We start from the raw sequence: 16,573 nt of genomic DNA, 5'->3' as shown, positions 1-16,573 counted from the left end.
CCCGCATTAACGGGCAGTAAGACCCCCACTAATGGAAGTTTCACTTTATCTCCTTAAGCTTGGCAGATAATGAGAAGAAAAGCAATTGGTTTTATTTTTCCTTTTTATATAAATGGGAGCTAATATTCCATTAATCCCTAGATCATATATAATTAAATGATAAAAAGTGACTAAAGCCACTTTTTATTTCCATTCATTATCTCGATCTTCCACCTTCTCAGATAAACGCTTTTTTTGTATTATAGCGTGATCTATATACTCCTCTGAGAATTCCGTAGCATATCTCTTATGATAAGATACTCCTCGTAACTGGTCATCTTCATGTAGAACCAATCTCTTCATATAGATATGAAAAAGTATTTCTACTACACCAATAAGAAGAGCCGACCAAAATGAAGCTGCTGTAATGCCACGAGGCACATTAACATTTGTAAGAAAATAAGTTAATACCCAAATTCCTAAAAAACTTAATCCAAAGTCAACAATTGTAGCAACCGTATTTCCATACTTAGGCAAAATAAACAAGTCTCCAATTAGATAGGCTACTCCTGTAATTACTAACGAAATAAACAAAACCCTAGGAATAGAAACACCTTGAAAAATACTTAATATCATGAGTAACACAGCACTAATTGCAGTATATTTGATTAATAAAGCAACAATATGTTTCATTCGTGCTCCTCCATTTTCCAGCTTTCATTTAGAAATAAAATTTTCATTTTTATACCTTATATTAGATTGTGTTCGTACTGTAAAAACATACAGGAAATTATAAACAAAAAAAATGTTGGCGGAAGGTCACTCGCTATTCCACCAACATTTTTTCATTTATCTCATACTATGTCATGCAATAAAGTGAAACTTTAATCAGTGGGGGTTTTCTCCATCCTCCACTGATTATTAGCCCTCACCAATCGGGCTTTTACGGACAGTTCATCTCCCACCTAACTTCTTTGCTTTCACTGAATTTTGAAGTGGGAGTGTTACTGTCCGTTAATGCGGGATAAAGAATCTCACTTCTAAGTCCCTTCCGTACCATAGTCCTCAATAGTTAACTTTACGCTATATTTGATTGGAACCTTACTAAATGTTTTATCCCAATCTTTTTCGACCTTTTTCCATACTTTTGGATACTCAATTTTTAATCTGTTACCGAAGCCAGCGACATCGGCCTGATATTCCTTTTGAATCTTTTTTAATGTCCGCTTCACCAATCGATTCACTTCTTGTTCCGCAGATTTTTCTACACTTCTTAGAAATTTATTTTCAAAAGGTTCTCCTGAAGCGACCCAGTTTTCAGATAGCCGTCCCTCTGATTGGATGTTCACATCAAAAGAGATGTTATTTCCTTTAACGTGGGGTTGGATTTTACTTTTCATAGATTTCACTTCATACAGGATGGGCTTCCCTGTCTTTTCATCAAAACTCTTCACCAAACCGCTTTTCCCTTTCCCAGTTATCCATGTTAAGCCTTCTAACTCATTTTCATTCAAAAAACCGCGCAGCTTTTTTGTCTTTCCTTTGATTACGGCAGCCCCCGCAAATTTCACTTCTCCATTTATCGAAATCACATTTGGCAAAAGAAAACTAGCCCCTGATTGGATCTTTCCTGGTAATTTAGCAAGCGGCACGGGAGGTAAAATCCGTGATGATCTATATTGATTATCCCCAATTCCAATCAAAAGGAACGCTGGAATTTCTCCTGCTTCCCTCGATTTCAATGTCTCACTAGCTCGCCCCTTACTAATTAACACGAGGCAACTTGGTCTCATCTCATTATCACGGATGTAAATATCCAGTAACTGCTTCAAACTATACATTCGTGCAAGACTTTCACTAACAACAATCACTTTCGTGTGATGGAAGATTATAGGGCGCTGCCTTCTTAATGCGACTTCACGAATCGATTGGTGAAGAGAATCTCCGGTTTCAGAAATATTCGTGTAGGCTTTTTGCTGTCCCCCTCCACCCTTTCCTTTACCTGATAATTCTGATTTAACAAACTGATAGGTCGATGTTATAAGATTCCTTTTTCGATAACCTCCTCCATGTTCTTCTATCTCTTTCTCAACTTTCGTCTCCTTCCCTTTATCAAATGCCAGCCCTACCGCGAACCCCTGCTCTTCAATTTCACGACTGCTCCAACACCCTGTAAGAGCCAGCAGCAAAAGAACTGATGATAAAGCCAAAAGAAGTCGTACATTATTCACACTTCGGTTCATTCTTTCTCTTCCTCCATCTTGAAATTACAAGGAGAAGAAGTGGTAGGATACCAAATAATATCATCGCCGCATTACCAATCACATCCCCCAATTTAAATAGATCATTAATGTTTTTCGGAATTTGAGAAACGATATAAATAACCGGGAGTAACCCATACAAAAAGGAATGAATATTTTTATTAAAGAGCTGTGCCAGTCCCAAAGCAGCAGCATAATAGCAAATTGTATAAGTTGCGAAGATTTGCATAATCCATACCACAAGTAATAAAGACTCAAATCGCTCAAATATCAAACCAGGGAGTTCAAAACTTCGCATAAGATCGATCGTAGGCCATGTTCTCATTAATACCCCATCGACAGAAAACGTTCCTATAACCATCACAACTGTAGTGACATAAAAAATTAAGGGAATAGCAGTTCCGATTAGAACGACTTTTACAGCTTGGCGTGGTTGTTTCATAAATGCCAAAAGGAGCAACATGATTTCGGCACCTGAATATGCAAGCGTTGTTGTTTTTAAGCCTTTTAGTACTGGGATAATCCCTAACCCTAATACAGGACGAAGATTGTCTATCTCAAATATTCCAATGCTCATAAAGGAAGTGAGCAAGAAAATAAAGACTGTAATTGGAAATATAATTTCAAATAAACGTGCTATTGAGTTTATTCCGCCTAGGTTTAAATAGAGACTCACCCACATAAATGGCATGATAATAGCCCACCCAGGTGTTCCTTCCAGTAAAAAGAAACTTGTTATTCCTTCCAGCGTTTTGACTTCAAATGAAGAAAGCATAAAAAAGTAACCTACAATAAATAGACTAAGTATCGCTCCTACCCATTTCCCTACAATTTCTTGATTATATTGATAAAATGTTTTTCCAGGAAATTGTTGACTTAATTTGACCATGATTATCCCTGCAATCATCGCAATTAATCCGCCTAAAATAACGGTTATCCAAATATCTGGTGTGTTTACTTTCTCAGCAGCTGTTCTGGGCAAGGTGAGAATTCCTACTGCGAGTATATAATTGATAAGAATGACAGCCGCTTGCGAAGTCGGAATTCGATCTTTAGAGTTGGTAATCATTCCTCTTCACTTCCTTTTCGTATCGAATCTTTCATATTCATCATTTTTGGGCGACGTTTCATCATCTGAAGTGGCATGCGAATCACGAAATCTTTCCAATCGCTTACATGATAAACAACAGCTGGACTGGCATAGGGTACGCCGAAACTCTTCAATCTCGCTATATGACTGCATAGAACGAGAAAAAACAGAATGACTCCGTATAGTCCAAATATGGCAGCGCAAAACATGGCTACAAAGCGAAGGATCCGTAGTGGAATTGCCGCACTATAATGAGCGAGCGCAAAGGAAGAAATAGCAGTGGCCGCTACTACAATTACCATAATTGGACTAATAATTCCCGCTTCTACGGCAGCCTGTCCAATGATTAATCCACCGACAATTCCCATCGCTGAACCAATCGGTTTAGGCAGGCGTAGCCCTGCTTCCCGCAAAATTTCGATGGCTATTTCCATAAATAATGCTTCTATAATTGCAGGAAACGGAACTCCTTCCCGTCCCCCAAGAATTGAAATAGCCAACTTGGTCGGAATTAATCCAGGATGAAATGAGATAAAGGAAATGTACAAAGCAGGTGCAAAAAGAGAAATAATAGCTGCTCCAAAACGCAATAAACGGATAAACGTGCCTGGAATCCAACGTTCATAATAATCTTCGGGCGATTGCATCAGCATGCTAAATGTAACTGGAACAATCAGGGCAAAAGGTGTTCCATCCAATAAAATCGCAACACGCCCTTCCATCAACGCTGCGATGACGCGATCAGGGCGCTCCGTACTCTGTGCTTGTGGAAACGGGCTGAGATAATTATCTTCGATAAGCTGCTCCACATATCCTGATTCTGGCACATTATCAATATTGATTTTCTGAATTCTTTTCTTAACCTCTTCTACCAATTCCGAATCAGCAATCTCTTTCATATAGGCAATAACCAACTCTTTTTTTGCCCGCTCTCCTACATGAAATTTTGTTAATGACAATCCCCCGTTTTCGCCATGTAGCCGTAAAAGAGCGGTATTATCAGACAAAACTTCTGTGAAACCTACCCGTGGACCTCTAACTGATCCCTCTGATATCGGCTCTTCAACATTGCGTGTTTTTCCTTTTTTTGTACCAAGAATTAATACACCTGCTAATCCATCAACTAAAAGTGCCGTTGAACCTATCAACACTTTTGCCATCAACTCTTTTATAGAATAGACTTCTTCTACCTCACTAATAGAAAGGACGCGATTCTTAATAAACTCTTTTGAAATGGTACCTTCCACATAAGATGGTGCACTCTTATATTCTTCATAAAAATTAAACATCAATGACTTCAAAATATGCATATTAATGAGATCCTTATCCGACAGTCCTTCCACAAAAACAAGCGCCGCTCGAATATTTGTCCCCCCTATGTTAAACTCTCGAAAGTGGGCATCCGAGTTATAACTAACTTCTTTTTTTACAAGCTCTAGATCCAAGGTAAAATCGCCTGTAAAATAATCTGTTACGTTTTGAAAAGGCTTATCCTGATATGTATCGGTTTGTTGCCTCATCTTTGATTCCTTCTCTTTCATCCTCATCACTCTTTCTCTAATGTACGGATCCAACTAAAAACTCTTGAGGTCACATAAGGAACGAAAAATACTATAAAAGTTTGCACAAACACTTTCCAATCTGGAAGATAAGAAACAAGCATTTTCCACATTTTAATCACCCAATATCCGCAGTTGACACTGCGATTTCTCACCCTAATTGGAATTTCTTAAGCATTATTATGTCTGATGTACGGAAATTTAATCCATTCAAAGCTTTATCATTACTTTCTTGTTGATATTAGCCTTCTACTATCAAAAACTTATAATTGGATGTATGATTAGACAAAAAAGCCCATCTTTTTATAAAGATTGGGACTTCTTTGTTTATTACTAACGATGAAGCATACCCTTTGGCAATCAAAAAAGAAGCATAACCCTAAGTTATGCTTCCTTTTATATATCTAAAACGGTACATCAATTGAATTAATTAAGTTTCCCTTTTTTGAACATCGAAATGATAGCCACAAACAATATTGCAATAATACCACTAAAAACAAATAAATAACTGAATGGAATTAAGAAGAAAGGCTCCACCAAAGTACCGTCTGGTTCCACTCTTGAGCCAATCCTACTATAGATAACTAAGCATAAAGTGAAACTTTAATCAGTGGGGGTTTTCTCCATCCCCCACTGATTATTAGCCCTCACCAATCGGGCTTTTACGGACAGTTCATCTCCCACCTAACTTCTTTGCTTTCACTGAATTTTGAGATGGGAGTGTTACTGTCCGTTAATGCGGGATAAATATTTATTTTTCATCATACATTAAAACTTATGATTTCATTTCTAAATATTGATGCTGGAAAATACACATTCTGATTGCATTATGGTAGTTACCATCAACAAAAAATTCATCTTGTAACTCGCCTTCAATCGTAAAACCGACTTTTTTGTAAATATGCGTAGCTTTTTCATTTTCTTTATCCACTACTAAATAAAGTTTGTGCATATTTAAAACTGAAAAGGCGTAATTCATCGCTAAACGGGTTGCGCACGCTGCATAACCATACCCTTGATACTTTGGATCAATGATAATTTGAAATTCTGTTCTTCGATGAATGTAATCAATCTCCACTAATTCAACTAATCCAATCATATTATTATCTTTTTCTACTATAAATCGACGTTCACTTTGATCATGAATGTGCTTATCATATAGGTCCTGCAACTCCACAAAAGCTTCATAAGGTTCTTCAAACCAATAAGACATAATATGTGCATTGTTGTTAAGTTCATGAACAAATTTCAAATCTTCTCGTTCTAATGGGCGCAGTTTAGGTTCTTGACTCATTTTTTCAATCTCCATTCTTCATTTCATTTCATTTCTCAACAGTTTTCACTTCAAAACGCTCCCTTACAACTCTCTACTCACATTCTAATCCTTCAAGTAACTTGAAGGTCAAGGAGGAAGTAAACATACATTTTGTCTCTTTTCATCACTAGAATGAAAAAAGTAGTGCGAACCAATACCTTGGTCTGCACTACTTTTTAGTATGCTTTATGTAATTCATGCAAAAATGGTTTCATATACGATATAGCTTTGCATCAAAATCATATTTAATGTTTCTTCAAATCCCTCATATTAGATATATATAAAGCAATCACTAAAATGAGAATAGATCCTGCATATAATAATGTTTCAAATGGCTCTTCATGAGAAACAATAATTAATCGAATTAGAGCTGTAATTCCTATGTAAATAAAATAACGTAATGGAAAATGATAATTCGATTTAAAATATTTAATAATCAATGCAATAAATTCAAAGTATAAAAAGTAAACAATAATACTTTCAACTAATTTATAGGATGTGTATTTCTTTGCGGAAAATATGTATTGTATAAATGTAATTGTTTCATTAATTAAAAAGATAGATAGAACAATGGATAATATGATTAAAGCTGTATTTAATATCCATTGTAAAACACTGGCAATAAAGTCATCGACATTAAATGATCGCATTTTCTAGCACTCCTCTACGTATATGTCATGCTCATATATTATAGCAAAATTATCCTGACCTATAAATTTTAGAAGTATTAAATCATACTTCCATACATCCCCTGTCCCAGAAACGTCTCTATTCATTCTCTTTCAATTGAAAAATATCTTGATTGATCATTTCATGAAAGTATCTATCCATTTCTTCTGCTGAAACACTTTTTCTATTTTGAAGCCACCATGCACTTAACGTTGTAATTACACCCGAATAGAATTCGATAATTAATTCCATTGGTATCGTATGATTTTTACAAATTCGATTTAGTTCTTGATTCTCCTGTTTCTTCATTTCACGAGTTTGATAATTTATGAAGCTAATAAATTGTTTATCATCCATTTGCGACTCTAATATTTTACCAATTTCTTCATGCTGCAAGAACTGTTCCATCACTTGAAACGGTTTAGTTAATCGATCTAAAAGTGGTATAGTAAAAGCTTTCTCTTGATATTATTTAAATCCAAATGCCAATAACCCATCTTTATCTTCAAAATGTCACCGAGTTAACACGACCAAAAGTTGATTACTTATCCATTCTTTTATCAACTTTTGGTTTCGGTGGTATTGTGTATAGCTTTAGTTCCTCAGGTGATTTAGGATGGTCAGATCCGAAAGTTTATTCCACTTTCATTATCGGGGTTATATCATTATTCATTTTTGTTGTTCGTCAATTAAAAATCGATAATCCAATTTTAGAACTACGTGCATTTAAATTTCCAATGTTTACTTTATCAGTTGTATTGATAGTCATCGTCATGATGTCACTGTTTTCAACAATGACATTATTACCAATGTTCTTACAAACGGTTTTACTTGTTACAGCCTTTAAATCGGGACTAATCATGCTACCGGGGAGTATTATGAGTGCCATAATGGGACCGATTGCAGGTAAATTATTTGATAAATTTAGTCCAAAAGCTATTATCATCCCTGGCCTTGTATTAGTAGCTATTGCTATGTGGCTATTCAGAGGCATTAACCCAGAAACAACATTGACACAAATTATCTTGATGCACAGCGCGTGTTAATGGTCGGGCTCATGTTTGTGATGACAGCACAAACATATGGTTTAAATCAATTGACACCAGAGCTTTACCCACACGGCACAGCGCTCTTTAATACATTACAGCAAGTAGCTGGTGCAATTGGTACAGCTATATTTATATCTAAAATGTCTTCAGGTACAGCTGAATATATGCAAAACTCAACAAACCCAATGAATCCAGCAGAAAAGTTAAACGGCTTAACATCCGGCTTCCAAAGGGCTTTTACGTTTGGGTTAATCTTTATAGTTATTGCCCTCGTTGTATCGTTTTTCTTAAAAGGACAGAAAAAAGAAGCAAAATCCACTCAGCTCTTACACAATGAAAATTAGAAGACCCTAAGTTTTGTATTTGCTGCAGATTGATTAAATACGAACACCAAAAAGACATCTTTACTAGTTAAAGATGTCTTTTTGAAATGAACATTAGGTCCCAAATTGAATCGAATATGGTATAACAGTAAATTTAATAGCTCTTAATAAGAATATCTTCGATTTTATATATACACTTTTCAAAAAGCACTTCAAGATAATGGATTAAAAGATACAATAAATGAATTCTTAACGGGAATTATAGATTTCAAAAATCCTGATACATCATTATAAATGGTTCTTAGTTTGAAACTAAATTTTATATTAAAAAGGGGTGCTACCATGATAAAAGTAACTAAATCTTCAATAGAAAAAGCACAGATAGAATACGGAGTATTGAAGGAAACAAGGCATACAAAAGCGAGATTATTTCGGTTATATGAAGACGCTGGTGACCATTTTTGTTAAACCAATGACTTTTTAACACGTAAACAAATGGTTATTGTTTCCAACTAATTATGGGAGGCAGATATAAAGTATGGCTACATAGGATATAAAAATCGTTTCTTTTATATCCTCTCTATTATAGATATGTACGATCATTCTAGCATTTAGGAAATGAATTTTATCGGAGAGCTCAAACAGAAGCGTTACAAATCAGAAAAATTTGCATATGAGGCAAGATTTATTTCTTGCCTCATATGCAAAAAAGTAATCCGGTGAAAGAAAAAGTAATTCTATAAAATAATGAGTTAAAGAGAGCATGTGTCCAAAATTACGGGGTTAATCCGATTAATATATATCCCCCAAAAACATTTCATTTACTAATTTCAGCTAGCCATTTATCAGGAACAGGAAATTCTTTCTTCACATCTTTCGCAACTTCCTGAATTATGCTCCATAACCTTTCTATATCATCAGCGGTAGTATGAATATTACCTATAGAAATTCGAATAACATATCCCTCGTTAATAGTTGCATGAGAAACAAAGACCTTTTTAGATTGATTAAGCCTTGTAAGCAATAATTGATTAAGCTCATCAATATATTTCTGTAGTATAATCCTTTGCTGCTCGTTTGCATCTTTCAGCCCTTTTTTTACTTCATAAGGAAAATATCGCAAACAAATAAGTGCATAAGGTGAGGAGGCTGTACATTCAAATTCGGGATGTTTGTTTATTTCAGATTCCAACCATCGAGCCTGACGAATACTTTCTTCAAGACGTTTTGATAAGCCATCTTTTCCAAAACTTCTAATAATCCACCAAATTTTAAGAGCACGGAAACTACGTCCTAGTTGTAATGAATAATCCATATAATCAACTGAACCATCTTCTCTTTCAGTTTGTAAATAATCAGGAACTAAGCGAAAACTATTTGAAAGCGCCCCCCTTCTCCTACAAAACAATGTAGTAACTTCCAAAGGCGTATATAGACACTTATGGGGATTGACAACTAGTGAATCTGCTACGCATAAATCTTCAGTATTCTTCTTTATATCTGGAACTAAATTCCAAAACCCTCCATAAGCAGCATCAACATGAAGCCAAATATTATATTTCTTGCAAATTCGGGAAATTTTAGCAATAGGGTCTATAGCTCCTGTAGCAGTTGTACCTACAGTAGCTACAACCGCTATGGGACAATAACCATTATTTAAATCATCTTGAATGGCTTTTTCAAGGTGATCCTCCATCATTTGATATTGTCCATTCGTGGAAATATGAACTACATTATCCGTTCCAATTCCTAATGCTATAGCTGCTTTATCAACTGAACTATGTGCCTGATTGGAAGTATAAATACGCATTTTAGAAACTCGACTCTCAATTAGTCCCTTTGTTCTTATATCTATCTCGGTACTTTGATCTCTAGCTGCAACCAACGCATAAAAAGTCGCTAATGAAGCTCCATTTAATAAAATCCCCTCCGCAGCTGGAGTATATCCAACCATCTCTGCGATCCACTTAAGTATAACTTTTTCTAATGCCGAAGCAGCTGGAGCTGCTTTCCACACCAAAGCATTCACGTTCAAAGAAGAGATTAAAAGATCAGCTAGAATTCCAGGCGAACTAGCTGAAGTACTGAAGTACCCATGGAAAGAAGGATGATTCCAATGAGTCAAATGAGGAATAATTTTCTCCCATGTGTCGTTCATTATTACCTCGAATGATTGAGAATGTTCTGGCAATGGTTGATCCAGCATCGCTAGTAAATCATTTGGAGAAATATTAGAAGTTACAGGGATTTCACGTATTTTTTCAAAGTGTTCACGAATCATCCCAAGTAATTCTATACCATGTTCCTCAAATTTTGTAGGATTCCAGTCTCCCAAACTCTTTATGGGATTAGTCATATTATAACCTCCTTAAATATTTACTTTATTTTGATTAATAGATAACGCTCCCTTGACATTACCTAGTAAATTGCTACTTATTTATATTATTTAGTAACATGATAATGATGATTATCATGTTCATGCTCAACTTCGACTTCTAACTCATGATAATAATGTATTTCTCTCGGCTTGACACAATAATTTTGATTGAATTCAATTAATAACTTTTCTTCTTGATTGACTAAATCTATATGAAGCTCTTTACTCTTCCAAGGATATATTACTTTTATTTCGTTCAATTCACTATCATTTTGATAAAATGATGCATGCCCTGCCCAACCAGGATGTTCATGTGCAGCTGGACCTAACAAATCATCCATTTGTTGCATTAATTCAATTGCTTGATCCTTTAATTCTAATTTCAAATACCAAGTCTCCATTACAGTAATCAATTCAATTCCTTCTTTCCTTAATTTATTTTAAATGTTCTTTATTTTTATAAAAATCCTTAAGCAGTGAAACGCCATCATCTACAAACTCTCGACAAACGAAACCATGATTCTTCCGATTCCTTACTTGAGCCTTTGATAATTCTTCCCAAGACTCTATTATAGTAGCAGGCCATTCGCTCTTAGGACCAAGATGATTTACTAAGGTTTCATGCAATTCTTTAAACCCTTCTATCATAATTTTATGTTCTTTGTTTTGAGTTCCACTAAATCCTGGACTCAGGAAAGGGGGCATCATAGAAGGCCTTATAAACTCTTCATAACATTCGACTGGAAAACTCACAGTATACTTCATGGAAACAGTCGCCGCATCATAAAGAGCTGAAAGACGTCCAAGAATAGATTGTAACTTAATAAGCTTTCTATATTCCACTGCTTTTACAGCATCATCTAATAGTGTATTCATACAGACCAAAATAACATGGAACACTTGATGCCCTTGTTTCCAACGAAATACTGCTCTTTCATACGAAGCTGTATTAATATCAATCTTAGTTGTCATCTTTCTTCTCCCTTTTCTTTCTCACAGGCTTTTATCCAATTCTCTAAAGCAATTTGAAAAATATTTCCCCAACCTTTTATTATTTCATATTTTTCCCTATCAGTTAAATTAGTTTCTTCTAAATCTTTAATGTGATCTTCATATATATCTATACAACTTTTTGACCATTCTAATAGATCTAATGCATTCCGTTGTAAACGAAAGTAAAGATCATATTCCTCATCAGTAGATACTGCACTTAGTGAATATGGTACTTTAGAATCAGGATGAATTGTTATAGGTTTAACAAGCCCATAATCTGGTAATATCTCCTTTTCATTACTCATATATTCTTCTCCTTCTAAATGTAATGTAATTTACATAAATTAATTAATATATAAAGCTATATTTTCCAATAAATTACAATACTGTTGCATAAAATTTTGCATGGTATCTTCATTGAATAAAGTAGTATTATATTCTAACTTTAAACGATACATTTCTTTTTCTTCATATACATGAAGTAGTAAATCATATTTAGATGTAAAATTGTTCTCTAGTGATAACTCTATATCAAGGTCATCCGTTTGGTATTTGTAATCAAATTTATTTTGATAATTAAATACAGTTTGAAAAATCGGTGTGTAACTTGGATCTTTCCCTTTTATCTCCTTAATTAACAATTCTAAAGGGATTTGTTGATGTTCCTGAGCTTGTAAGACCACTTTCTTTACTCTCTCCACTAATCCTTCTAATGTTGACTCATTAGATAAGTCTAGACGCAAAGCTATAGAGTTTGCCAAGTAACCAATCAAATTCTCAGTATTAGGAGTCCTATTTGACATAACAGTTCCTACTACAACTTCTGTTTGATTTGTATAGTTACTAATTAGAAAGCCATATAGAGATAATAAAAGTACATAAGGTGTAACTCGATAATTTTGTGCAGCCTTTAATAGGTTCAAAGTTAAATCCGATTCTACTACTTTTTCTATTGTTCTTCCATCATAAGTAATACGTGAATGACGTGGATAATCAGTCGGAAATGCTAAAATCGGTAATGTACCAGATAAATTTTCCAGCCAATATTGCAACTGTCTTCTAAAACCGTCTTTATTCTCATTAATGAAACGATTTTGCCATAAAATATAGTCTATATATTTTATAGGCAGTGGTTCTAGATCAGATGATTCGTGTTGGCAAAAAGATTTGTAGTTTGCTAATATTTCATTAATTAAAACTTCGGCTGACCAACCATCAACTACAATATGATGAATAGATACTATCAAAATATGTTCTTTTTCTTTACATTTTAACAATTTAACTCGTATCAATTTTTCAGACTCTAAACAGAATGGAGTATTTATCTCGTTCTCTATATGCTCTTTTATAACTTGTCCCTTTTCTATTTGTAGTGGGTTAGATAGATCAAAGATTGGTAGCTCAATAATGAATGTATCTATCCATTGTCGAACTTCATTGTCGATCATACAAAACCTTGCTCTTAACGCTTCATGCCTCTCAATAACTGCTTGTATACTTTTTTGTAAACTATCTACAGATAACTTCCCCTTAAATTTTAAAGTAAAAGATGTTGTATAGACTGGACTATTGGGATTGGTTTTATAGACAAACCATTGGCTTTCCTGAGACGGGCTAAGTGGATAAAATTTCTCCTTACTTAATTGAGGTACCGGATACGCTTCTTGTAATGCTTCAACTTTTCTCTTTTGATTCACGAGCATTGATAAAGATTCTAATGTCGGGTGCTGAAAAACATCACTAATACCAATTATAATTCCATGTTCTTTATTCAAGGCCGTAACCAATTGAAATGCTCTTAATGAATCCCCACCGCTTTGAAAGAAATGATCATCCAAACCAATTTCACTAATGTTTAATACTTTCCCCCAAACTTTTTTCAGTTTAAACAACATTTCATTATTATGATTTTCTAATACGCCGTCGATCTTATTGACTGCATTAACTTTCTGTTTAAATTGAATAAGAAAATTATCAATAGACTGTTTTTTTAATAATTCCTTCAATTCGATATACATTTTTGCACGTGAAACAGCTTCTTTCGGAAAGTAATCGATGGTTATTAATTCATTACAATATGAATCATCTGTGAACTTCAAAGGATATTCAGAAATTTCATTCAAAACGCTGTCAAACTTACCATTTTGGAAATCATCTATCATTCCTAAACGCTGAACTTTCCCCGTCACCGTTTTCCGAAATTCATCTTTCTGTATAGGAATAACATGAGTAGGCTGTATTCCAAGGTATCGTGTGATATGTTTTTTAATATCTTCAATCACATAACCAATAAATTCCAACTCAAAACACATTGGCGTAAAGAAGATTATTAACTGATCATTCTCTTCTTCATGATTTTGCACTCCACCTACTGCTAAATATGTTGGTTCAACCCCATATACTTCTTCAAGGATAGACTCAACCTCATAATTATAATAATTTTTAGCGTTAATAATCAGAATATCTTTTTCACGACCAGTTAATGTTAATCTCCCTTGATATAAAAAACCCATATCACCAGTTTTAAACCACCCATCAGGTGTAAAATTTTTTAAATTCCCCTCCAGATTAGAGTAATACCCATCTATAATCATGGGGCCTTTTAATTGTATTCTACCGATTTTTTTCTCATTAACTAATCGATCATCTTTATCAACAATACGAATTTGTAAACCCGGAAGGCTTCTTCCTAAGTTTGTCAAGCACTTCACATCTGGATATTTAAAACTTTTATGTTCTATTGTACCTAATGACGAATTTATTTCTACATAATCCCATATCCACTGACTATCTCCAAAAGTAATAGAGCCGCAAGCTTCAGTCATTCCATATTGAGGACAGAAACAATCAATTTTCAAATCATATCTATCCATTAAACTAAAAAATGCTTGAATCTTTTCATATATAATAGACTGTCCACCACTAAAAATATATCTAACACAAGAAAAATCCCATTCTTTATTATCTAAATCTTCTGAACGTTCATTCAATAGTGTGAATGCAAACGGAGGAGCCCATGTAATACTTACTCTACATTTATCTATCCACTCAAGCCAATTAGAAGGTTTATTTAAAAAGAATTCAATACTAGTAAGTACTTGGTTACATCCTAGATACATCCCTAATATATGTTGATTAAACAAACTAGCCCCATGATATAATGGCATCCAATTCATAATTACTTCATTCTTTGTAGCCTGGATAACATTTACAGAAGATATAATATTAAAACAAATATTACTATGTTTATATTCTGCTGCTTTCGGCTTTCCTGTTGTACCAGAAGTTAATAAATATAATGCAACGTCTTCCTCTGTCGCCTTATAAAGATTTTCTGTTGGTAAATTACTTCGCAATTCAGCAATGGATGTGGCAAAAAAATCCTTGTGTTTCCCTTCACTAAACAAGTCATTTAATTTTTCTTTTGTTTCCTGCTCCGCTATAATCACCGGTTTTTCAAATAATTCCCAACAATTAAATAACTTTAATATATCCGCATTTTTCTTATGATACTCATTAGGCGCCTTTAATGGTATAGGGGTAATTCCTCCTAGAATACAAGCCCAAAATAAAGGAACAAATGTTTCAATTTCATTTACTAATAAAATAGCTCTTTTTGAAGGTCCTAACCCAAATTTATAAAGACCATTTAAAATACATTTAGATTCTTCTAATAATTCTTGATAACTGTAAAACAACTCATTGCCGTCCTTTTGGATGTATGTAATACCTTTTTTTCTATCCATACCAGCCTTAAGAAGCATATCTGTTAATGTTTTAACATCTTGATAATTAGAATTAAATTTAGGTTGATAAATGGCTAAAGGTATTTTATTTTCATTAATCTCTATCATACATTTTCAACCTCCTACTTGAACAATTTTATTCAACTGCATTTCAGTTTAATTTAGATTCAAACCATTTCTTAAAAACATCCTCTTTTTTAGTTCCCTCTATTCTATCCATCTCTTTGCCTCCTTTAAAGTAGAGAATGGTAGGAGTTTCTTTAATTTTATAATCATCCCAGCCTTCTTGAAATTCCAAAACATTATACAAAACCAGATCAACATTAAGGTCTTTGGCTAATGGGGTGACAATAGGGGTAGTTTTCTTACAGTGAGAACATGTTGGGCTGTAAAAGTAGACAAAGCGTTCCTTGTTTTTCTCTAAATCTTTTTTCAGTTCTTCCGGTAAGATAAGGTTCTGGTAATTGGAATCATCCAGCTGTTCAACAGTGGCGGGATGAAGCTTTTCTTTGCCAAAAGGATTATTTTCTACTTTAACTGCTTGCTGTTTATTAAAAACAAAAGCAGTTATAATGAAGATGGCCACGACTAGAACAATAAACACTATCACTTTCTTCACTTTTTATTTCTCCTTTAATCTTTTATAAATTATGTATGTACATAAGAAAATAATTATAAATGCTATTAATGCAAGGAATGGAATGGTGATAAAACCAAACCAATTAATATATTTCCCACTACAAGGGATCCTTCCACAGGAAGGAGAATTATCAGAGAAAAAAGAAATATTTTGTATAAGGTAGTGATAAAAAGATATAACACCACCGATTAAAGATAAAACACTAGCATAGATACTAATCCAATACTCTTTCCTAATCACTGCTATTCCTAGAAGTACAGTGAATGGATACATTACGATACGCTGATACCAGCAGAGGGTGCAAGGTTCATACTGCCTGATTTCAGAAAAATATAAACTTCCGAACATCGCAATAATTGCAGTGGCCCACGCTAAAAATAGTAAATTATCATTTGAATTTAACTTTACTTTCATACTATGAATTCTCCTCTTAATCACTTTAAAGATAAGAATTGACTTCGCTTGCATAATCTTAGGATTTGCAAACACAAAGCCACCCTATAACAAACGACTTTCTGCAGGTTCATATAGATGTAAGGAAAAGGCTCATTAAAACTTGGATTATGTTTCAT

14 protein-coding genes and 3 pseudogenes are annotated in these 16,573 nt (G+C 34.1%); 2 read left to right on the top strand and 15 right to left on the bottom strand.

Annotated features, from left to right (window positions below; all coding sequences use genetic code 11):
• Positions 1–183: 183 nt before the first annotated feature.
• The 8 genes and pseudogenes from MHH71_RS18260 to MHH71_RS18225 form a co-directional block, all read right to left on the bottom strand.
• The gene (locus MHH71_RS18260; RefSeq protein WP_003201983.1) at positions 184–672 is read right to left on the bottom strand and encodes a YndM family protein; all 489 of its coding nucleotides are present in this window, start codon (positions 670–672) and stop codon (positions 184–186) included.
• 347 nt (positions 673–1,019) lie between these two features.
• Complete coding sequence (locus MHH71_RS18255) at positions 1,020–2,222, bottom strand: Ger(x)C family spore germination protein (protein ID WP_033799216.1); 1,203 nt, start codon at positions 2,220–2,222, stop codon at positions 1,020–1,022.
• Positions 2,203–3,309, bottom strand: a complete 1,107-nt coding sequence (locus MHH71_RS18250; protein WP_033799215.1) for a spore germination protein — start codon at positions 3,307–3,309, stop codon at positions 2,203–2,205. Before MHH71_RS18250 ends, MHH71_RS18255 begins: the two co-directional genes overlap by 20 nt.
• Complete coding sequence (locus tag MHH71_RS18245; protein ID WP_371400318.1) at positions 3,306–4,850, bottom strand: spore germination protein; 1,545 nt, start codon at positions 4,848–4,850, stop codon at positions 3,306–3,308. The genes MHH71_RS18250 and MHH71_RS18245 overlap by 4 nt, the downstream gene beginning before the upstream one ends.
• Positions 4,851–5,315: 465 nt before the next feature.
• Positions 5,316–5,462, bottom strand: a pseudogene (locus MHH71_RS18240) (DUF3955 domain-containing protein); the annotation flags it as partial.
• Between the two features lie 202 nt (positions 5,463–5,664).
• The gene (gene speG, locus MHH71_RS18235) at positions 5,665–6,183 is read right to left on the bottom strand and encodes a spermidine N1-acetyltransferase (protein WP_016112470.1); all 519 of its coding nucleotides are present in this window, start codon (positions 6,181–6,183) and stop codon (positions 5,665–5,667) included.
• Between the two features lie 266 nt (positions 6,184–6,449).
• On the bottom strand, positions 6,450–6,854 hold the full coding sequence (gene psiE / locus MHH71_RS18230; RefSeq protein WP_003201971.1) for a phosphate-starvation-inducible protein PsiE: 405 nt from the start codon (positions 6,852–6,854) through the stop codon (positions 6,450–6,452).
• 118 nt (positions 6,855–6,972) lie between these two features.
• Positions 6,973–7,386: pseudogene (locus tag MHH71_RS18225) on the bottom strand (TetR-like C-terminal domain-containing protein); the annotation flags it as partial.
• Between MHH71_RS18225 and MHH71_RS18220 the strand changes: the two are divergent.
• Both MHH71_RS18220 and MHH71_RS18215 read left to right on the top strand, forming a co-directional pair.
• A pseudogene (locus MHH71_RS18220) lies at positions 7,350–8,266 on the top strand (MFS transporter); the annotation flags it as partial. The pseudogenes MHH71_RS18225 and MHH71_RS18220 sit on opposite strands and share 37 nt — an antisense overlap.
• Before the next feature lie 321 nt (positions 8,267–8,587).
• Positions 8,588–8,713, top strand: coding sequence for a hypothetical protein (locus MHH71_RS18215; RefSeq protein ID WP_255261237.1), 126 nt, complete (start codon positions 8,588–8,590; stop codon positions 8,711–8,713).
• A 349-nt stretch (positions 8,714–9,062) separates the two neighbouring features.
• Here MHH71_RS18215 and MHH71_RS18210 read toward each other — a convergent pair whose 3' ends face one another.
• The 7 genes from MHH71_RS18210 to MHH71_RS18180 form a co-directional block, all read right to left on the bottom strand.
• Positions 9,063–10,601, bottom strand: a complete 1,539-nt coding sequence (locus tag MHH71_RS18210; protein ID WP_050774417.1) for a pyridoxal phosphate-dependent decarboxylase family protein — start codon at positions 10,599–10,601, stop codon at positions 9,063–9,065.
• 86 nt (positions 10,602–10,687) lie between these two features.
• Positions 10,688–11,035: a hypothetical protein gene (locus MHH71_RS18205; protein ID WP_139358603.1), complete on the bottom strand. Its 348-nt coding sequence runs from the start codon at positions 11,033–11,035 to the stop codon at positions 10,688–10,690.
• A gap of 22 nt (positions 11,036–11,057) precedes the next feature.
• Positions 11,058–11,594 (bottom strand): hypothetical protein, encoded by a 537-nt coding sequence (locus MHH71_RS18200; protein ID WP_033799212.1) that lies wholly within the window; start codon positions 11,592–11,594, stop codon positions 11,058–11,060.
• Positions 11,591–11,920, bottom strand: coding sequence for a hypothetical protein (locus tag MHH71_RS18195; protein ID WP_006096435.1), 330 nt, complete (start codon positions 11,918–11,920; stop codon positions 11,591–11,593). Before MHH71_RS18195 ends, MHH71_RS18200 begins: the two co-directional genes overlap by 4 nt.
• Before the next feature lie 39 nt (positions 11,921–11,959).
• Positions 11,960–15,469 (bottom strand): condensation domain-containing protein, encoded by a 3,510-nt coding sequence (locus MHH71_RS18190; RefSeq protein ID WP_006096434.1) that lies wholly within the window; start codon positions 15,467–15,469, stop codon positions 11,960–11,962.
• A gap of 43 nt (positions 15,470–15,512) precedes the next feature.
• On the bottom strand, positions 15,513–15,980 hold the full coding sequence (locus MHH71_RS18185) for a thioredoxin family protein (RefSeq protein ID WP_033799211.1): 468 nt from the start codon (positions 15,978–15,980) through the stop codon (positions 15,513–15,515).
• A gap of 3 nt (positions 15,981–15,983) precedes the next feature.
• A complete protein-coding gene (locus MHH71_RS18180; protein WP_033799210.1) occupies positions 15,984–16,415 on the bottom strand; it encodes a disulfide oxidoreductase in 432 nt (143 codons plus the stop codon).
• Positions 16,416–16,573 lie beyond the last annotated feature (158 nt).

Source organism: Bacillus sp. FSL H8-0534, assembly GCF_038005885.1.
In the GTDB taxonomy this organism is placed as follows: domain Bacteria; phylum Bacillota; class Bacilli; order Bacillales; family Bacillaceae_G; genus Bacillus_A; species Bacillus_A pseudomycoides.
The sequence above is the reverse complement of the archived record's forward strand: the minus strand, read 5'-3'. Positions and strand labels throughout refer to the sequence as shown.

Bases quoted from the DNA above. Each gene is read 5' to 3' on its own strand.
- MHH71_RS18260 (WP_003201983.1), bottom strand. From the start codon at position 672: ATGAAACATATTGTTGCTTTATTAATCAAATATACTGCAATTAGTGCT.
- MHH71_RS18255 (WP_033799216.1), bottom strand. From the start codon at position 2,222: ATGAACCGAAGTGTGAATAATGTACGACTTCTTTTGGCTTTATCATCA.
- MHH71_RS18250 (WP_033799215.1), bottom strand. From the start codon at position 3,309: ATGATTACCAACTCTAAAGATCGAATTCCGACTTCGCAAGCGGCTGTC.
- MHH71_RS18245 (WP_371400318.1), bottom strand. From the start codon at position 4,850: ATGAGGCAACAAACCGATACATATCAGGATAAGCCTTTTCAAAACGTA.
- speG (WP_016112470.1), bottom strand. From the start codon at position 6,183: ATGAGTCAAGAACCTAAACTGCGCCCATTAGAACGAGAAGATTTGAAA.
- psiE (WP_003201971.1), bottom strand. From the start codon at position 6,854: ATGCGATCATTTAATGTCGATGACTTTATTGCCAGTGTTTTACAATGG.
- MHH71_RS18215 (WP_255261237.1), top strand. From the start codon at position 8,588: ATGATAAAAGTAACTAAATCTTCAATAGAAAAAGCACAGATAGAATAC.
- MHH71_RS18210 (WP_050774417.1), bottom strand. From the start codon at position 10,601: ATGACTAATCCCATAAAGAGTTTGGGAGACTGGAATCCTACAAAATTT.
- MHH71_RS18200 (WP_033799212.1), bottom strand. From the start codon at position 11,594: ATGACAACTAAGATTGATATTAATACAGCTTCGTATGAAAGAGCAGTA.
- MHH71_RS18195 (WP_006096435.1), bottom strand. From the start codon at position 11,920: ATGAGTAATGAAAAGGAGATATTACCAGATTATGGGCTTGTTAAACCT.
- MHH71_RS18190 (WP_006096434.1), bottom strand. From the start codon at position 15,469: ATGATAGAGATTAATGAAAATAAAATACCTTTAGCCATTTATCAACCT.
- MHH71_RS18180 (WP_033799210.1), bottom strand. From the start codon at position 16,415: ATGAAAGTAAAGTTAAATTCAAATGATAATTTACTATTTTTAGCGTGG.